The following is a 15,502-nucleotide window of genomic DNA, read 5'->3' on the forward strand; positions in this document are numbered from 1 at the left end:
GCCTCCGCCCATGTCAAACACCAAGTCGGTGAATGGAACGAACGCCGGAGCGAGGGCAGGGGCCCGCTGTGTTTCCAGCGGGCGGAGGGCGCCGTCGAAACGGCCGATGACGGCAGGGCATAAGGCCTTGGCCGATCGGCCGGCGGAGATGGTCAGGCGTAGCGCAAGGACCACTTGTTCTGACGGCGCTCGACGCTGATGCGGAGGAAGCGGCCGAAGGATGTGTTGTCCGTTCGCCCGCTGCGCATGAATTCATGCAGGATCGCTTCAAGGGCGATGATCCGCTCGCTGGGGCGGCGATAGGCGCTCTCCAGCTCGTTGAGCGCTGCGCAGAGATGGTCGACAGCCGTCGGGTCCGCGATGGCGGAGGCGTGATCGACCTTGCGAAGGCACTGGCTGACCGGCGTCATGGATCCAGTTATAAACATATGTTCTGAAATGTCGAGGGTGGCGAGAGACCGGAAAGCCGGGTCCCTCCCGTCCGATTGCAGTCTTTCACAATGCATCCAGAAGCATTCTGCCGGTGAGCTCGCTGTGCAGCGCCGGATCTCATGGTGAACGGAAGGTTTCGGCGAGGGCCGATCCGGGGCGCCGCGGGTCCTTCGGCTGTCCGGATGACGCGGGGCGGTCCGCGTGGTAACCGGCGCCCGTCGCGCCGGGTCCGTCCCGGCGGGCGGCCGTTGGCGCCCTGATGCTTCGGCGCAGAGCTTCAGTCCGAGACTCGAGCCCCAAAGACCTTCCGTGTCGCACGATTCCGAACCCCAGCCCGTCACCGCCCGCCCCGGAGGCCCACTGCGTGGGGCTCTGAAGCCGCCGGGCGACAAGTCGATCTCCCACCGGGCGATGATCCTCGGCCTGCTCGCCATCGGCGAGACGCGGGTCGAGGGGCTCCTTGAGGGCGACGACGTGCTGCGCACCGCCGCCGCGGCGCGGGCGCTCGGCGCCGAGGTGACGCGCGAGGGCGAGGGGCGCTGGCGCATCGTCGGCGTCGGCATCGGCGGAATGCAGGATCCCGAGGGCGTGCTCGATTTCGGCAATGCCGGAACCGGTTCGCGCCTGATGATGGGCGTGGTCGGCGGCCAGCCCGTCACCGCGACCTTCGACGGTGACGCCTCCCTCCGCAAGCGGCCGATGCGGCGCATCCTCGATCCGCTTCTGCAGATGGGTGCGCAGGTCGTCTCAGAGGCCGAGGGCGGGCGCGTGCCGCTGACGCTGAAGGGGCCGCGCGAGGCGATCCCGCTCCGCTACGAGTTGCCGGTCGCCTCGGCGCAGATCAAGTCGGCGGTGCTGTTCGCCGGACTCAACGCCCCGGGCACAACGACCGTCATCGAGACGGCCGCCTCCCGCGACCATACCGAGCGGATGCTGCGCCTGTTCGGCGCCGAGGTCACGGTGACGCCCCATGGCGAGGGCGGCCATGGCCGTTCCGTCGCGCTCACCGGCCAGCCGGTCCTGCGCGGCACCGAGGTGATCGTGCCGGCCGATCCGTCCTCGGCCGCCTTCCCTCTGGTCGCGGCGCTGATCGTGCCGGGCTCCGAGGTCACCCTGCGCGGGGTGATGATGAACCCGCTGCGCACCGGCCTGATCACCACGCTGATCGAGATGGGCGCCGCGATCGAGCGCCTCGACGAGCGCGAGGAGGGCGGCGAGACGGTGGCCGATCTCCGCGTGCGGGCCAGCCGCTTGCACGGCGTCGACGTGCCGGCCGAACGCGCGCCCTCGATGATCGACGAGTACCCGATCCTCGCCGTCGCCGCCGCCTTCGCCGAGGGCACCACCCGGATGAACGGGCTGCACGAATTGCGGGTCAAGGAATCCGACCGGCTGGCGGCGGTCGCTGCCGGGCTTGCCGCCAACGGCGTGTCCTACGCCATCGAGGGCGACGACCTGATCGTGACGGGAGAGGGGGCCCCGCCCGCGGGCGGCGGCACGGTGGCGACCCATCTCGACCACCGCATCGCCATGGCCTTCCTCGTCATGGGGCTGGCCGCGCGCCAACCCGTCACCGTGGATGACGGAGCGATGATCGCGACGAGCTTCCCGACCTTCCGCCCGACCATGTCCGCGCTCGGTGCGCAGATCGAGGACGGGGCCGCCGCATGAGCCCGAACCGTGACGGCGCCGCGCTGGTCATCGCCATCGATGGACCGGCGGCCTCGGGCAAGGGCACGCTCGCCAAGCGTCTGGCCCTGCATTACGGGCTGCCGCACCTCGATACCGGCCTGCTCTACCGTGCCGTGGCCCTGACCCTGATCGATGCCGACGCCGATCTCGACGATGCCGGCGCGGCGGCCCGGGCGGCGGCCGACCTGTCGGCCGAGCGCCTTTCCGATCCGCGCCTGCGCGAGCGGGCGATGGGGGAGGCGGCCTCGCGGGTCTCTTCGGTGCCGGAGGTCCGGGCCGCCCTGCTGTCCTGGCAGCGGCGCTTCGCCGACGGACCGGACGGCGCGGTGCTCGACGGGCGCGACATCGGCACCGTCGTCTGCCCTGCCGCCCGGGTGAAGCTGTTCATCGTCGCCGCACCCGAGGAGCGGGCCCGGCGGCGCCACCGCGAACTGCTCGGCCGCGGCGAGGAGGCGACCCTGGCGGCGATCCTCGCCGATATCCGCGCCCGCGATGCCCGCGATTCGAGCCGCGCCGCCGCGCCCCTGAAGGTGGCGGAGGATGCGGTGGTGCTCGATACCACCGAACTCGATGCCGACGCCGCCTTCGCTGAGGCCGTGGCCATCGTCGAGCGGCTCAGGAGCCGCTGAGCCAGGTTTCCACCCGCGCCGCGAGTTCCTTCGCATCGCCGGTGAGGTGAAGCCGCTTGGTGCGGGAGGCCTCGCCGGAAACCAGCACCACCTCCGCCTTCCTAAGCTTGAGACTCTTGGCGACGAAGGCGGTGAGGGCCGCGTTGGCGGCGCCTTCGACCGGCGGCGCCGCCACCCGCAGGCAGAGAACCGGGCGCCCGTCCGCATCGACGCGGACACCGTCGAGGCCGGTGCGGCTCGCCCGCGGCGTCAGCCGCACGGCGAGGGTGAGGCCGTCCGCATCCAGGGTGAAGGGAAGCTGCGTCATACCGAGGCGCTCATCGGCTTTCGATTCCCTTCGACTGCCATCGGATTCGGTGGGGCTGGCGGCGAAGGACGCTTCCCTGCGTCGAGAGCGAATCTGCGACGCCCCACGGCCGCAGCGATCAATTCCTATTGCCCTGACGGCTTCTTTTCTCCCCATGCCAACAATTTTATCGCGCCTCGGCCACGGTCCGATAAGCAGGTTGTGTTCGCGGTAAAAATAGCAACCTGAGGGAGATTTGTCGGGTGAGTGAGACGACCGCGAGCGGAAGGCGTCTCCACCCCAGGGCTGTGCAAATTTAACTTTTGTGGATTTTTGTCCGTCGGGAAAGCGCTGCCGGACCCGATGATGCCCCCACCTCCCGACGACGCCGATGTCCTTTACCGCCTCCTCGTGGAGGGAGTGAAGGATTACGCGATCTACATGCTGTCTCCCGATGGCGTGGTGGTGAACTGGAACGAGGGGGCGCAGCGGGCCCAGGGCTACACGGCCGACGAGATCGTCGGCTGCCATTTCTCCTGCTTCTACACCGTACAGGACCGCGTTGCCGGAGTGCCGGAGCGGAGCCTCGGGATTGCTCGGGAGACGGGCCGGTTCGAGGCCGAGGGCTGGCGCCTGCGCAAGGACGGCTCCTGCTTCTGGACCCATGTCGTGATCGATGCGATCCACGACAGCGGGGGGCGCCTCATCGGGTTTGCCAAGATCACCCGGGATTGCACCGAGCGACGGGCTGCGGCTCTGAAGCTCGAAACCGCCCTGGCCAATCTCGATCTCGCCCTGTCCAACATGACCCAGGGCCTGTGTCTCATCGACGGCGGGGGGCGCGTGGTGCTCGCCAATGAGCGTCTGTGCCAGATCGTTGCCGCTCCCAGCTGTGAGGCCCTGGCCGGCGCCCCGATACGGGAGCTTCTGCGGGATGGCCTCAGTGAGGAGGCCTCCGCCCTCTTCGCCCGGGACCATCTGCGCTCCGACCTCGATTGTACCGTGCCGGCACTGTCCGAGATCGTGCACCGGGACCGGATCCTGTCGGTCACGACCCGGCGGCTCCCTGACGGCGGTTGCGTCTCGACTTTCGTCGATATCACCGAGCGCCGCCGCTTCGAGGACCGGATCCAGTATCTCGCGCTGCACGATTCCCTGACCGGCCTCGCCAACCGCGCGGCACTTCACGCGGTCCTGGACGAGGCGCTGGCATCGTCGACGGGGGAGCCCTGGGCCATCCTCTGCATCGATCTCGACCGCTTCAAGCCGATCAACGACACCTTCGGTCATTCCGTCGGCGACCGGATTCTGCAGGAGGTTGCGCATCGTCTCCGCCGGGCGGTGCCGGCGCCCGAGTTCCTGGCACGGCTCGGCGGAGACGAGTTCACTCTCGTTCTTCGGCCCGATGCTCCCGGCCGGCTTGAGGGCACGGCCCGGCAGGTGCTCGATCTTCTCGGCCAGCCCTATCTCGTCGGGCGGCTCTCGGTGCGTGTCGGCGCCAGTATCGGCATCGCCGTCGCCCCTCCGGCCGGAGGCGATCCGGATACCCTGCTGCGCCATGCCGGCCTTGCTCTTCAGGCGGCCAAGAAGGAGGGCTGGAACCGCTACGCCCTCTACGACCCGGAGATGGGTGAGCGTGTCGCCGAACGGGCCAGTCTGGAAGCCGAGCTGCGCCGTGCCCTGGAGGAGGGCGCCTTCGCCCTGCATTACCAGCCGATCGTGCGGGCCCGGACCGGGGCGATCATCGGCTACGAGGCGCTGCTGCGCTGGCCGCGAGCGGATGGGGAGGCGATCTCGCCGGCGACCTTCGTGCCCGTGGCCGAGGAGGCGGGCCTGATGCCCGAGATCGGCGCCTGGGTACTGGCCGAAGCCTGCCGCGAAGCGGCGGGCTGGCCCGATCACCTCACCGTGGCGGTCAATATCTCGGCGACGCAGCTGCGGAGCGGCCTCGTCATCCAGGCGGTCGAAGGGGCACTGACCGGAAGCGGTCTGGCGCCGCACCGGCTGGAGGTCGAGATCACCGAGACGGCGCTGCTGGAAAACCGCGAACTGGCGCTCTGCCTGCTGCGTCGCCTCCGCGCCCTGGGGGTGATGATCGCGCTCGACGATTTCGGCACCGGCTATTCCTCCCTGAGCTTCGTCCACACTTTTCCGCTGACCCGCATCAAGATCGACCGGAGCTTCGTGCGGGGACTGGGCCGGGACTCGCAATCGACGGCGATCGTGTGGGCCATCATCGGCCTGTCGCGCAGCCTCGGCTTGGCGGTGACGGCGGAGGGGGTGGAAACGGAAGAGCAGCACAGGCTGCTGGCCAGGAAGCGCGGGCTGGATCTGCAAGGCTTCCTGTTCGGCCGGCCCGAAGCGCCGCCGCGCGGGACCCCTGGCGCGACCGGTCCAAGGCCGAAGCCGCCAGGACCGACCACAGGATCGGAGACATCGGGCGGTTCGGGCGGTCGCCCGATCACGGCGCGCGGGCCGTGATCGGGGAGCGCGATGGCCGTTCCGCGAGGCTATGACGGAACCGCTTGATCGGATTTGAGCCGCTCACCCCTCGATGGGACGGCATCAATGCTTGAACTCGGCCGCTGAGACGAAGATCAGTTGCGCGCAATAATGGTCTGGCGGCAGATCAAAACCGACGATGTCGCCGCAGGCGCTTGCGCCGCTCAGACCGGACTGCTAGCGGGTTGTGCGCTGCCGGTTTAGCTCAGTTGGTAGAGCAACCGCCTTGTAAGCGGTAGGTCGCGAGTTCGAGTCCCGCAACCGGCACCATCTCGATTCCGACCCCGCCATGATTCCCCGCTGCCGAGAGGCCGGCGCATGGATCCGCAACTCCAGCGCCTCTTCGCAGGGCCGCGCCTTCCCCGTCGGTGAGGTTTCGCGGAATTGAAATCTCACGGTCAGCGCGGATGGTGCGGGCGGGAGCGGATCGGACGGGACACAGGCCCGTGACTGCTTCAAAAAATACCACGGGCCATGTCCCCGTCCGCGTCGGGGACTTTGGCATGTCATATGATCGGTGATAGGCCGCGCCTGGCTCAGCTTCCATCGAAGCGATCAGACAGAGACCGTCATGGACGCGCGCAACCCTTCGGAAACCGGGGCCTCCGGGGGCGCTCCCGGCACGCCCGGACGCCGCTCCGCCAAGGCGCCTGTTGCCCTCCTGCTGGTCCTGATTACCGGACTGGTCGCGCTCGCCATCGCCTTCCCTGACGCGCCGCGCCGCGCCGCCGAGGGCGTCGCCGGCCTCGTCGGCGGATCGGCCGGCCAAGCGCGGCCGCCGGAGCCGACGGTGGTTGCGCAGGAATCCGCAGCCCTGTCGCGGGTGTTCCGCCCGAGCAAGGAGCAGCGCGCCACCTTCGAGATCAGCTCCGTGCGGACGGTGACGTTCCGGCCCGAGAGTTCGGCCGAGGGGCGCATCGCCCTCAACGACGACGACAACGTGCCGGTGGCCTCGCCGTATTCCGGCCGCGTGACGAAGGTGCTCGTCCGCGCCGGCGACGTGGTGAAGGCGGGTGATCTCCTGCTGACCCTGGAGGCCACCGACATGGTCCAGGCGCAGAACGATTATCAGGCCGCCCTCAACACCCTGCAGAAGCAGCAGGCGCTGCTGAAGCTCGACCAGACCATCGCCGCGCGACAACAGGAGCTGTTCGCAGCCCGCGCCGTGGCGCTGAAGGATTACCAATCCGCTCAGAACGACGTGATCGCGGCTCAGAGCGATCTGAAGACCGCCGAGGCGACCCTCGATGCGGTGAAGAACCGCCTGCGGCTCCTCGGCAAATCGGATGCCGAGATCGCCGCCTTCGAAAAGAGCGGCCGCCTCGGCTCGGATGTGGAGATCCGCGCGCCGATTGCCGGTACCATCGTGCAGCGCAAGGTCGGCGTCGGTCAGTTCATCTCCTCGTCGAGCGATCCGGCCTTCATCATCGGCGACCTCTCGACGGTCTGGCTGATCGCCAATATCCGCGAGAGCGAGGTTCCGAAGGTGCGCATCGGCCAGACCGTCGAGGCGCGGGTGGCCGGCTTCGGCGACCGGGTGTTCCAGGCCAAGATCGACTACATGGCCGCGAGCCTCGAAGCGGCCACGCGCCGGCTCGCCGTGCGCAGCGAGATCGAGAATCCGGATCGGGCCCTCAGGCCGGAGATGTTCGCCACCTTCACCATCGTCACCGGCCCGCCGCAGCCCTCGCCCGCAGTGCCCCTCGCGGCCATCGTCTACGAGGGCGCCGAGGCCCATGTCTGGGTCGCCCAGGGCGACGGCACCATCGCGGCTCGCCGGGTCAGGATCGGCCTGGTCAACGGCGACACCGCGCAGGTCCTCGACGGAGTGCGGGCCGGCGAGGAGGTCGTGACCCGGGGGGCCCTGTTCATCGACCGCGCCGCCTCCGGCGACAAGGCGTCCTGAGGGCTCGATCGATGAACAGCCTGATCGTCTTCGCCCTGCGCCAGCGCGTGCTGGTGTTCCTGGGCTTCGTGATGATGCTCGCCCTCGGCTATGCGAGCTACCTGCAGCTCAACATCGAGGCCTATCCCGACCCGGTGCCGCCGCTGGTCGATGTCATCACACAGAATCCCGGCCAGTCGGCGGAGGAGATCGAGCGCTACATCACGATTCCCATCGAGGTGCAGCTCGCCGGCATCCCGAACGCGACGGTGGTGCGGACCATCTCGCTGTTCGGGCTCTCCGACGTGAAGGTCCAGTTCAACTACGAATACACCTATGAGGAGGCGCTGCAGCGTGTCCTCAACCGCCTCTCGCAGCTGCCGCCGCTTCCGAACGGGGCCCAGCCGCAGATCTCGCCGACGAGCCCTGTCGGTGAGATCATGCGCTACAAGCTCGTCGGGCCGCCGGGCTTCTCCTCGACGGAGATGAAGACGCTGCAGGATTGGGTGCTGCAGCGTCGCTTCAAGGCGATTCCCGGCGTGGTCGACGTCACCGCCTTCGGCGGCAAGGCCAAGGAATACGAGATCGCCGTCGATCTGAACCGGTTGCAGGGGCTCGGCATGACCCTGGTTCAGCTCGTCACCGCGCTCAACAACGCCTCGATCAATGTCGGCGGCCAGACGCTCAATGTCGGCGAGCAATCGGCGGTGGTGCGCGGCATCGGCCTGATCCGCGACATGGACGACATCCGCGACACCATGCTGACCCAGGTGAACGGCGTGCCGGTGCTGGTCCGCGACGTGGCGGAGGTGCGCGTCTCCCACGCGCCGAGGCTCGGCATCGTCGGCCATGACGACGAGCCCGACGTGGTCGAGGGCATCGTGCTGATGAGCCGCGGCGGCCAGAGCCTGCCGACGCTTCAGCGCGTGGAGGCCGAGATCGAGAAGATCAACGGCTCGACCATCCTGCCGCCGGGGGTGAAGATCGAGCGCATCTACGACCGTTCGGAGCTGATCCACACCACGACCCACACGGTGATGCACAACCTCGTCTTCGGCGTGGTGCTGGTCTTCGCGGTGCAGTGGCTGTTTCTCGGCTCGCTGCGCAGCGCCATCATCGTGGCGGCCACGATCCCGTTCGCGCTGGGCTTCGCCATCCTGATCCTGGTGCTGCGGGGCGATTCGGCCAACCTCCTGTCCCTCGGCGCGATCGATTTCGGCCTCATCGTCGATGCCACCGTCATCATGGTCGAGAACATCTTCCGCCATCTCGCCGAGCCCGAGCACACCCAGGGGCAGCTCGCGCCCGGCGGCCTGACCGGCCGGCTCGGCACCATCGCCATCGCCGGCGCCGAGGTGAACCGGGCGATCTTCTTTTCGGCCACCATCATCATCGTCGGCTTCCTGCCGCTCTTCACCATGACCGGCGTCGAGGGCCACATCTTCGGCCCGATGGCCAAGACCTATGCCTACGCGCTGATCGGCGGCCTGCTGGCGACCTTCACGGTCTCTCCCGCGCTCTCGGCGATCATCCTGCCCAAGCGCGTCGAGGAGCGGGACACGCTGATCGTGCGCCTCCTGCGGTTCGGCCACGAGATCATCCTGAGGGTCGGCCTGCGCAACCGCATCCTCGCCCTCGCCGTGATGCTGGCGGTCCTGGCCGTATCCGGGCTCGCCGCCCGCAGCCTCGGCCTCGAATTCCTGCCGCGGCTGGAGGAGGGCAATCTCTACGTGCGCGGCACCATGCCGGCCTCGATCTCGCTCGAGACCGGCAACGCCTACGTCCAGCGCCTGCGCAAGATCTTCCAGGAGGTGCCCGAGGTCGTCACCGTGATCTCGCATCAGGGCCGGCCCAATGACGGCACCGACGCCACCGGCTTCTTCAACGTCGAGATCCTGGCGCCGTTGAAGCCCATCGACCAGTGGCGCAAGGGGCTCGACAAGGAGACGCTGATCCACACCCTGTCCCAGCGTCTCGACGAGGAATTCCCCGGGATCGAGTTCAACTTCTCGCAATATATCGAGGACAACGTCCAGGAGGCGGCCTCGGGCGTGAAGGGCGAGAACTCCGTCAAGATCTACGGCAACGACCTCGCCGAGATCACGAAGACGGCCAATGCCGTGAAGGCGGCGCTGGCGAGCGTGCCCGGCGTCACCGATCTGGCCGTGTTCGAATCCCTTGGCCAGCCGACGGTCCAGATCGATGTCGACCGCCGCAAGGCCGCCCGCTTCGGCCTCTCGATCAGCGACGTGAACACCACCGTGGCGGCGGCGATCGGCGGCCAGACCGCGGGCGATCTCTACGAATACGGCGCCGACCGGCATTTCCCGATGCGGGTGCGGCTCGCGCCCCAGTACCGCTCCTCCCTGGAGACGATCCGCAGCATCACCGTGGGGGCGCCGAACCCGAATGGCGGCGTGGTGCAGGTGCCGCTCTCCGAGATCGCGACGGTCGACCTCGTCTCGGGCGCGGCCTTCATCTACCGCGAGGGTCAGGAGCGCTACATCCCGGTGAAGTTCTCCGTGCGCGGGCGCGATCTCGGCGGCGCGGTGCTGGAGGCGCAGGCCCGCGTCGCCGAGACGGTGACGCTGCCCCCCGGCTACCATCTCGAATGGGTCGGCCAGTTCACCAACCTGAAGGAGGCGGTCGCCCGCCTGAGCCTCGTCGTGCCGATCACGCTGCTGCTGATCGCCCTGCTCCTGTTCGTCAATTTCTCCTCCGTCACCGACATGCTGCTCACCCTGTCGGTGATCCCGATGGCGATGATCGGCGGCATCTTCGCCCTGTTCTTCACCGACACGCCGTTCTCGATCTCGGCGGCGATCGGCTTCATCGCCCTGTTCGGCATCTCGACGATGGAGGGCGTGATCCTGCTCGCCTATTACAACCAACTCATGGACGAGGGCTGGCAGCGGGCCGAGGCGGTGCGGCATGCCTCGATCGTGCGGATGCGGCCGGTGATGATGACCTGCGTCGCGGCCTGCGTCGGCCTGCTGCCGGCGGCGATCTCCACCGGAATCGGCTCGCAGGTGCAGAAGCCCCTGGCCCTGGTGGTGGTCGGCGGCATCCTGCTGGCCCCGAACCTGATCCTGGTGGTGCTGCCGGTCCTGATCTCGCTGTTTTCCCGGCGCCGGCCGAATCTTTCGGCCGCCCCCGCCGCAAGCAAGGCTGCCGCGTGATGTCGATTCGGGAGCGGGGAATGCGGCGGAAGCCGCAGGGCGTGTGGACCGCGCGGCTCGCCGCCGGCCTGTGCGCGGGTCAGCTCGCCGGCTGCATGGTCGGGCCGGATTACCGTCCGCCAGCGGATCCCCCGGTCACCCGCTACACCAGGGAGCCGCTCAAGAACCCGAGCGCCGCCGACCTGATCCGGACGCAGCAGGGCGGCTCGGCCGACCAGAGCTTCGTCGCGGGCGCCGACATCCCGGGCGCGTGGTGGACGCTGTTCCGGTCCAAGGCGCTGAATCGCCTCGTCGAGGAGGCGCTCGCCCATAACCCGACCCTGGAGGCGGCGCAGGCCTCCCTGCGCATCGCCCAGCAGAACGTGCTGGCCCAGCGGGGCACGCTCTATCCGACGCTGACGGCCAACCCGCAGGCGCTCGGGGCGCAGGCGCCGGGGCTCGATCTGCAATCGCCGCTGCAGGATCAGAACCGCTACCTTTACAGCCTGTACACCCCGCAGGTGATCGTCGCCTTCAATCCGGACGTGTTCGGCGGCAACCGCCGCCAGATCGAGGCCCTGGAGGGGGAGGCCGAGAACCAGCGCTTCCAGCTCGAGGCGGCCTATCTCAGCCTCACCGCCAACGTCGTCACCGCCGCGATCCAGGAGGCGGCCCTGCGGGCTCAGATCGAGGCGACCAAGCGGGTGATCCAGGCGCAGACCGAGGTACTGGAACTCTACAACAAGCAGCTCAAACTCGGGCAGATCGCCGGCGCCGACGTGGTGCAGCAGCAGGCCGCGCTCTCGCTGTCGCAGCAGCAATTGCCGCCGCTGGAGAAGCAGCTCGCCCAGCAGCGCAACCTGCTGACCGCCCTGACGGGACGGCTGCCGAGCGACGAGGTGTCCGAAACCTTCACCCTGAATACCCTGCACCTGCCGACGCGGCTGCCGGTCAGCCTGCCCTCGCATCTCGTGCAGCAGCGGCCGGACGTGAAGGCGGCCGAATCCCAGGTGCGGACGGCGAGCGCGAATGTCGGCGTCGCCGTCGCCAACCGGCTGCCGCAGTTCAGCATCACCGCGACGGCGGGCGCCAGCGCGGTGCGGCTCGCCCAGCTCGCCAATCCCGGGGCGGCCTTCTTCACCATCATCGGCCAGGCCACGCAGCCAATCTTCGATGCCGGCACGCTCTACCGGCGCCAGCGCGCCTCCGAGGAGACGCTGAACCAAGCCCAGGCGCAGTACCGTGCCACGGTGATCGCCGCCTTCCAGAATGTGGCCGACAGCCTGCGGGCGCTTCAGGCCGATGCAAAGGCGGTGGCGGCGGCCTCCGCCGCCGAGAAGGCGACGGGTGAGAGCCTCGGGCTCATCCGCAAGCAATACGCGGCCGGTGCCGTCAACGCGACGCAGGTGCTGATCGCCCAGCAGAGCTACCTCTCGGCCCTGGTGACCTCGGCCGGTGCCCGCGCGACCCAGTATGCCGACACGGCCGCCCTGTTCCAGGCCCTCGGTGGCGGCTGGTGGAACCGGACCGACGTCGCCCCGCCACCCCCGGAGACCGATCCGGCGAAGTTCCTCTGAGGCGGTGACGGCCTGATCGTGGCATCCCTCGGCAAGCGTCTGCGGCGGTGGCTCTATCTCGGCCATCGCTGGCTCGGCATTCTCACCTGCCTGTTCTTCGCCGTCTGGTTCGTCTCCGGCGGCGTGATGATGTATGTCGGCTTCCCGCGCCTCACCGAGGCGGAGCGCCGGGCCGCCCTTCCTTCCCTCGACTGGGACCGGGTGGCGCTCACCCCGGAGGCGGCGCTCGACCGGGCCGGTCTCGCTGCGGGGGAAGCGCAGCGGATCACGCTGTCCATGCTCGCCGACTTGCCGGTCTACCGCATCGTTCCCTGGGACGGGGCGACCCGGACCGTCGCCGCCACGGATGGCCACGTGATCGCGGGGCTCGACGTGGCGCAGGCGCTCGCGGTCGCCGCCTCTCATCCGGCGGCTCGGGCGCCGGTCGCCCTCGGCCCGGTCGAGCGCGACCAATGGACCGTGCATCAGCGCTTCGATCCCGCACGGCCCTTCCACCGGATCGCCCTCGGGGATGCGGCGGGCACCGAACTCTACATTGCCCGAGCCACCGGCGAGATCGTCCTCGACACGACGCGCCACGAGCGGTTCTGGAACTGGTTCGGCGCCATCCCGCACTGGATCTACTTCACGCCGATCAGGGCCCAGCGCGATCTCTGGCGCGATGTGGTGCTGTGGCTGTCCGGGATCGGGATTGCGGGGGCGGTGACCGGCCTGACTGTCGGCCTGATCCGGTTTCGGCTCAGGCGGCGCTACGCCCGCGGGGCGGTCACGCCTTATCGCGGCTGGATGCGATGGCACCATCTCGGCGGCCTCGTCGCCGGCACGGCCGTGCTGACCTTCATCGTCAGCGGATGGCTGTCGATGAACCCGAACCGCTGGTTCTCGGCCCAGGGGCCGGACCGCGCGGCGCAGGGCCGGTATGCCGGCCCGGCGGATCGGCCCTTCGGCCTCGACCGCTCGGCCTTGGCCCAGTCATGCCCCGATGCCCGGGAAGCCCGCTTCACCCGGCTCGACGGTCGGCCCGGCGTCATCCTCGCCTGTGCCGACGGCCGGTTTCAGCCCTGTTGCGCGGAGGGCGCACGCCCGACCCTCGCGGCGATCACCGCCTCGGCGCGGCGTCTCATCCCCGAAGCGTCGCCGCCGGAGGTGGTGCTGATCGCGCGGGAGGATGCCTATTGGTACGGGCATCACAGCGAGCGCCGCCTGCCGGTTCTCCGGATCGCCTTTGCCGATCCGGCCGCGACCTGGTTCCACATCGATCCGGCGACGGGCGAGATTCTGGGCCGCCTGGATCGTTCCGACCGCCTCTCCCGCTGGCTGTTCAACGGCCTGCACAGTCTCGATATCGGCCTTCTGATCCGCCACCGGCCCGCCTGGGACGCCGTGATGCTGCTCCTGCTGCTCGGTGGCCTGCTCGTCTCTGTCTCCGGGATCGTCATCGGCTGGCGCCGGCTGGCACGCCCGCTCTGAGGGACGATCCCCGTTCTGCCGGGCGAGGCCAACGCCCGGATTCGCAACCCCATCGCGACGCTCCGTGTTGCGTTCCTGCCCGTGGACGAGCGGGATTGCGCATCGGGTAGCTGGGTCACAAGTTCCGGAAGCGTAACGTTTGATAGTGCATTCGGAAGTAGATCGATGCTCTGCCTGCAATGCGCCGATACCTATGGTCGCCGCGGAGGAGCCATCGTTCGGATGAGGCGCCCGGATCCATGCGTCAGCCGCCATGCGTAATGCCCTCAGCTTTACGCCGCCCGATCTTCAGGACGCCCGCTGCACCACGGTCCGGCGCCGGCATGTCTTCTACATTCCGGGCTACGATCCCGAGGCGCGAAGCCGTTACCGTCTGCTGTTCGTGCGGGAATGGTCCCGCTACGCCAAGCGCTTCCCAGAAGGGAGGCGGGAGATCTCCCGCGCCGAACTCAGCGCGGACGGGCTGGTGCAGAGCTGGACCGTCAGCGCACCCGACCGGGGCGAGGGCGCCGAAACCCGCTATGACGTCCTCCTGTGGGACGATCTCGTCGCCGTCGATTTCGCCCGCTCCCGCTTCGTCAGTGTGGCGCTCCTCGTCGCCGGGACGTTGCAGACCATCTTGAGCGGATTGCTGTTCCGCTTCTACCGGCTGAGTTGGAAATACGGGAACGTCATCCTCTACCCCTTCGTGATGGTGATTCTCCTCACCCTTCTCTCCGTCGCCATCGGGGCGATCGTCCACGCCCATCTCGGAAACTGGTTCGGCCACAGCCTCGGCCTGCCGATCTGGGTCTCCCTGCCGCTCGGCGTCGTCGCGGGCCTCGTCTGGATCAAGGCCATCGAGGCGGTCCTGAACCGGATCTTCTTCTGGCAGCTCCTGAACGACTGGGTCTTCAACTGGCAGCACGGGCGCGGCCGGCGGCCCGATTACGAGCGACGCCTCGACGCCTTCGCCGACTATGTCCTGTCGGCCCTGGCCGCGCGGAAGGCGGCGGGCGAAACCGTCGACGAGGTGATGATCGTCGGCCATTCCTCGGGCGGGTTGACGGCTGCCGAGGTCACGGCCCGCCTTCTTGCCCGCGATGCGGAGATCGGGCGAACGGGCCCGGCCTTCTCCCTCGTGACCCTCGGATCGGGGCTTCCCCTCGTGGCGTTGCAGCCCTCGGCCAAGCGCCTGCGGGCGGAGATCGCGCGCCTCGTCACGGATCGGCGCGTGGTCTGGTGCGACTTCCACGCGCCGCAGGACTGGATGAACTTTCCGGGCTTCAACCCGCTCCACGACCTCGATCTCGGCCTGTGCGGACAGCCCGTCGCCAACCCCCTGGTGCGCTCGGCGCGCTTTCGCGACCTGCTCAGCCCGGAAACCTACCGGCGGGTAAGGTTCCGCCCGTTCCGCATGCACTTCCAGTTCCTTCTCGCGAACGAACGGCCCGGTGCCTACGACTTCTTCGCGATGACCCTGGGGCCGCAGCCGCTGCGGCAGCGGGTGCTGGACCCGGCCGCCAGTCTCGAACCCGCTCTTCCGCTCTGAGGCGGGCCCTTCCGGTCGCGGGAAATCCTAAAGGGTGAAGCGGTCGATCTCGCCGAGCAGCGTCACGAAGGCCCGTGCCCCGTATGCGAGGGCGGCCTCGCCGGCCTCCGCCGTGCCGAGCCGGGCATCACCCAGCGCGCCCGAGGCATGCAGGTCCTGCGTCTTCCAGGCGAAGGCGGCGGGACGGCCGGCGCGCAGCAGAGTGAAGTCGCGCTCCATCGCCACCGTGCGGGATACGAAGCTGTCGATGGCGTCCCGGCGCACGAGGTCGGGCCGCAGAGCCAGCATCAGCGCCGTCTCGATACCGCCCGCATGGATGCCGTGGCGGATCTCGTCCGCC

At 68.9% G+C, this 15,502-nt stretch carries 11 protein-coding genes and 1 tRNA gene; 9 read left to right on the forward strand and 3 right to left on the reverse strand.

Annotated features, from left to right (window positions below; all coding sequences use genetic code 11):
* Positions 1-152 precede the first annotated feature (152 nt).
* Positions 153-410 (reverse strand): hypothetical protein, encoded by a 258-nt coding sequence (locus MZTS_RS13185; protein ID WP_246482107.1) that lies wholly within the window; start codon positions 408-410, stop codon positions 153-155.
* 331 nt (positions 411-741) lie between these two features.
* Here MZTS_RS13185 and aroA point away from each other — a divergent pair, with 331 nt between their 5' ends.
* Positions 742-2,103 (forward strand): 3-phosphoshikimate 1-carboxyvinyltransferase, encoded by a 1,362-nt coding sequence (gene aroA / locus MZTS_RS13190; RefSeq protein ID WP_192284189.1) that lies wholly within the window; start codon positions 742-744, stop codon positions 2,101-2,103.
* Positions 2,100-2,753 carry a (d)CMP kinase gene (gene cmk, locus MZTS_RS13195; protein WP_192284190.1) on the forward strand — a complete coding sequence of 218 codons (654 nt, stop codon included), beginning with the start codon at positions 2,100-2,102 and terminating at the stop codon, positions 2,751-2,753. The genes aroA and cmk overlap by 4 nt, the downstream gene beginning before the upstream one ends.
* On the opposite strand, the gene MZTS_RS13200 is transcribed toward cmk, so the two are convergent.
* Positions 2,740-3,060, reverse strand: coding sequence for a DUF167 family protein (locus MZTS_RS13200; protein ID WP_192284191.1), 321 nt, complete (start codon positions 3,058-3,060; stop codon positions 2,740-2,742). The two genes, cmk and MZTS_RS13200, sit on opposite strands and share 14 nt — an antisense overlap.
* A 345-nt stretch (positions 3,061-3,405) precedes the next feature.
* Between MZTS_RS13200 and MZTS_RS13205 the strand changes: the two genes are divergently transcribed.
* The 7 genes from MZTS_RS13205 (at position 3,406) to MZTS_RS13235 (ending at position 15,162) form a co-directional block, all read left to right on the forward strand.
* Positions 3,406-5,520 carry an EAL domain-containing protein gene (locus MZTS_RS13205; protein WP_246482108.1) on the forward strand — a complete coding sequence of 705 codons (2,115 nt, stop codon included), beginning with the start codon at positions 3,406-3,408 and terminating at the stop codon, positions 5,518-5,520.
* A 215-nt stretch (positions 5,521-5,735) separates the two neighbouring features.
* Positions 5,736-5,811: transfer RNA gene (locus MZTS_RS13210), tRNA-Thr, on the forward strand.
* Positions 5,812-6,112: 301 nt separating this feature from the next.
* A complete protein-coding gene (locus tag MZTS_RS13215) occupies positions 6,113-7,447 on the forward strand; it encodes an efflux RND transporter periplasmic adaptor subunit (RefSeq protein ID WP_192284193.1) in 1,335 nt (444 codons plus the stop codon).
* Positions 7,448-7,458: 11 nt separating this feature from the next.
* The gene (locus MZTS_RS13220) at positions 7,459-10,605 is read left to right on the forward strand and encodes an efflux RND transporter permease subunit (protein ID WP_192284194.1); all 3,147 of its coding nucleotides are present in this window, start codon (positions 7,459-7,461) and stop codon (positions 10,603-10,605) included.
* Positions 10,606-10,625: 20 nt separating this feature from the next.
* Positions 10,626-12,161: an efflux transporter outer membrane subunit gene (locus tag MZTS_RS13225; protein ID WP_192284195.1), complete on the forward strand. Its 1,536-nt coding sequence runs from the start codon at positions 10,626-10,628 to the stop codon at positions 12,159-12,161.
* An 18-nt stretch (positions 12,162-12,179) separates the two neighbouring features.
* A complete protein-coding gene (locus MZTS_RS13230) occupies positions 12,180-13,631 on the forward strand; it encodes a PepSY domain-containing protein (RefSeq protein ID WP_192284196.1) in 1,452 nt (483 codons plus the stop codon).
* Between the two features lie 253 nt (positions 13,632-13,884).
* Positions 13,885-15,162 carry an alpha/beta fold hydrolase gene (locus MZTS_RS13235; protein ID WP_192284197.1) on the forward strand — a complete coding sequence of 426 codons (1,278 nt, stop codon included), beginning with the start codon at positions 13,885-13,887 and terminating at the stop codon, positions 15,160-15,162.
* A gap of 27 nt (positions 15,163-15,189) precedes the next feature.
* Here MZTS_RS13235 and MZTS_RS13240 read toward each other — a convergent pair.
* The coding region (locus tag MZTS_RS13240) for a creatininase family protein (protein ID WP_192284198.1) at positions 15,190-15,502 on the reverse strand (313 nt) is incomplete at its 5' end.

It is taken from the genome of Methylorubrum zatmanii (genome assembly GCF_014845115.1).
Classification (GTDB): Bacteria; Pseudomonadota; Alphaproteobacteria; order Rhizobiales; family Beijerinckiaceae; genus Methylobacterium; species Methylobacterium zatmanii.

Coding starts and splice junctions, on each gene's coding strand:
- MZTS_RS13185 (WP_246482107.1), bottom strand. CDS start 410: ATGACGCCGGTCAGCCAGTGCCTTCGCAAGGTCGATCACGCCTCCGCC.
- cmk (WP_192284190.1), top strand. CDS start 2,100: ATGAGCCCGAACCGTGACGGCGCCGCGCTGGTCATCGCCATCGATGGA.
- MZTS_RS13200 (WP_192284191.1), bottom strand. CDS start 3,060: ATGACGCAGCTTCCCTTCACCCTGGATGCGGACGGCCTCACCCTCGCC.
- MZTS_RS13205 (WP_246482108.1), top strand. CDS start 3,406: ATGCCCCCACCTCCCGACGACGCCGATGTCCTTTACCGCCTCCTCGTG.
- MZTS_RS13215 (WP_192284193.1), top strand. CDS start 6,113: ATGGACGCGCGCAACCCTTCGGAAACCGGGGCCTCCGGGGGCGCTCCC.
- MZTS_RS13220 (WP_192284194.1), top strand. CDS start 7,459: ATGAACAGCCTGATCGTCTTCGCCCTGCGCCAGCGCGTGCTGGTGTTC.
- MZTS_RS13225 (WP_192284195.1), top strand. CDS start 10,626: ATGCGGCGGAAGCCGCAGGGCGTGTGGACCGCGCGGCTCGCCGCCGGC.
- MZTS_RS13235 (WP_192284197.1), top strand. CDS start 13,885: ATGCGTAATGCCCTCAGCTTTACGCCGCCCGATCTTCAGGACGCCCGC.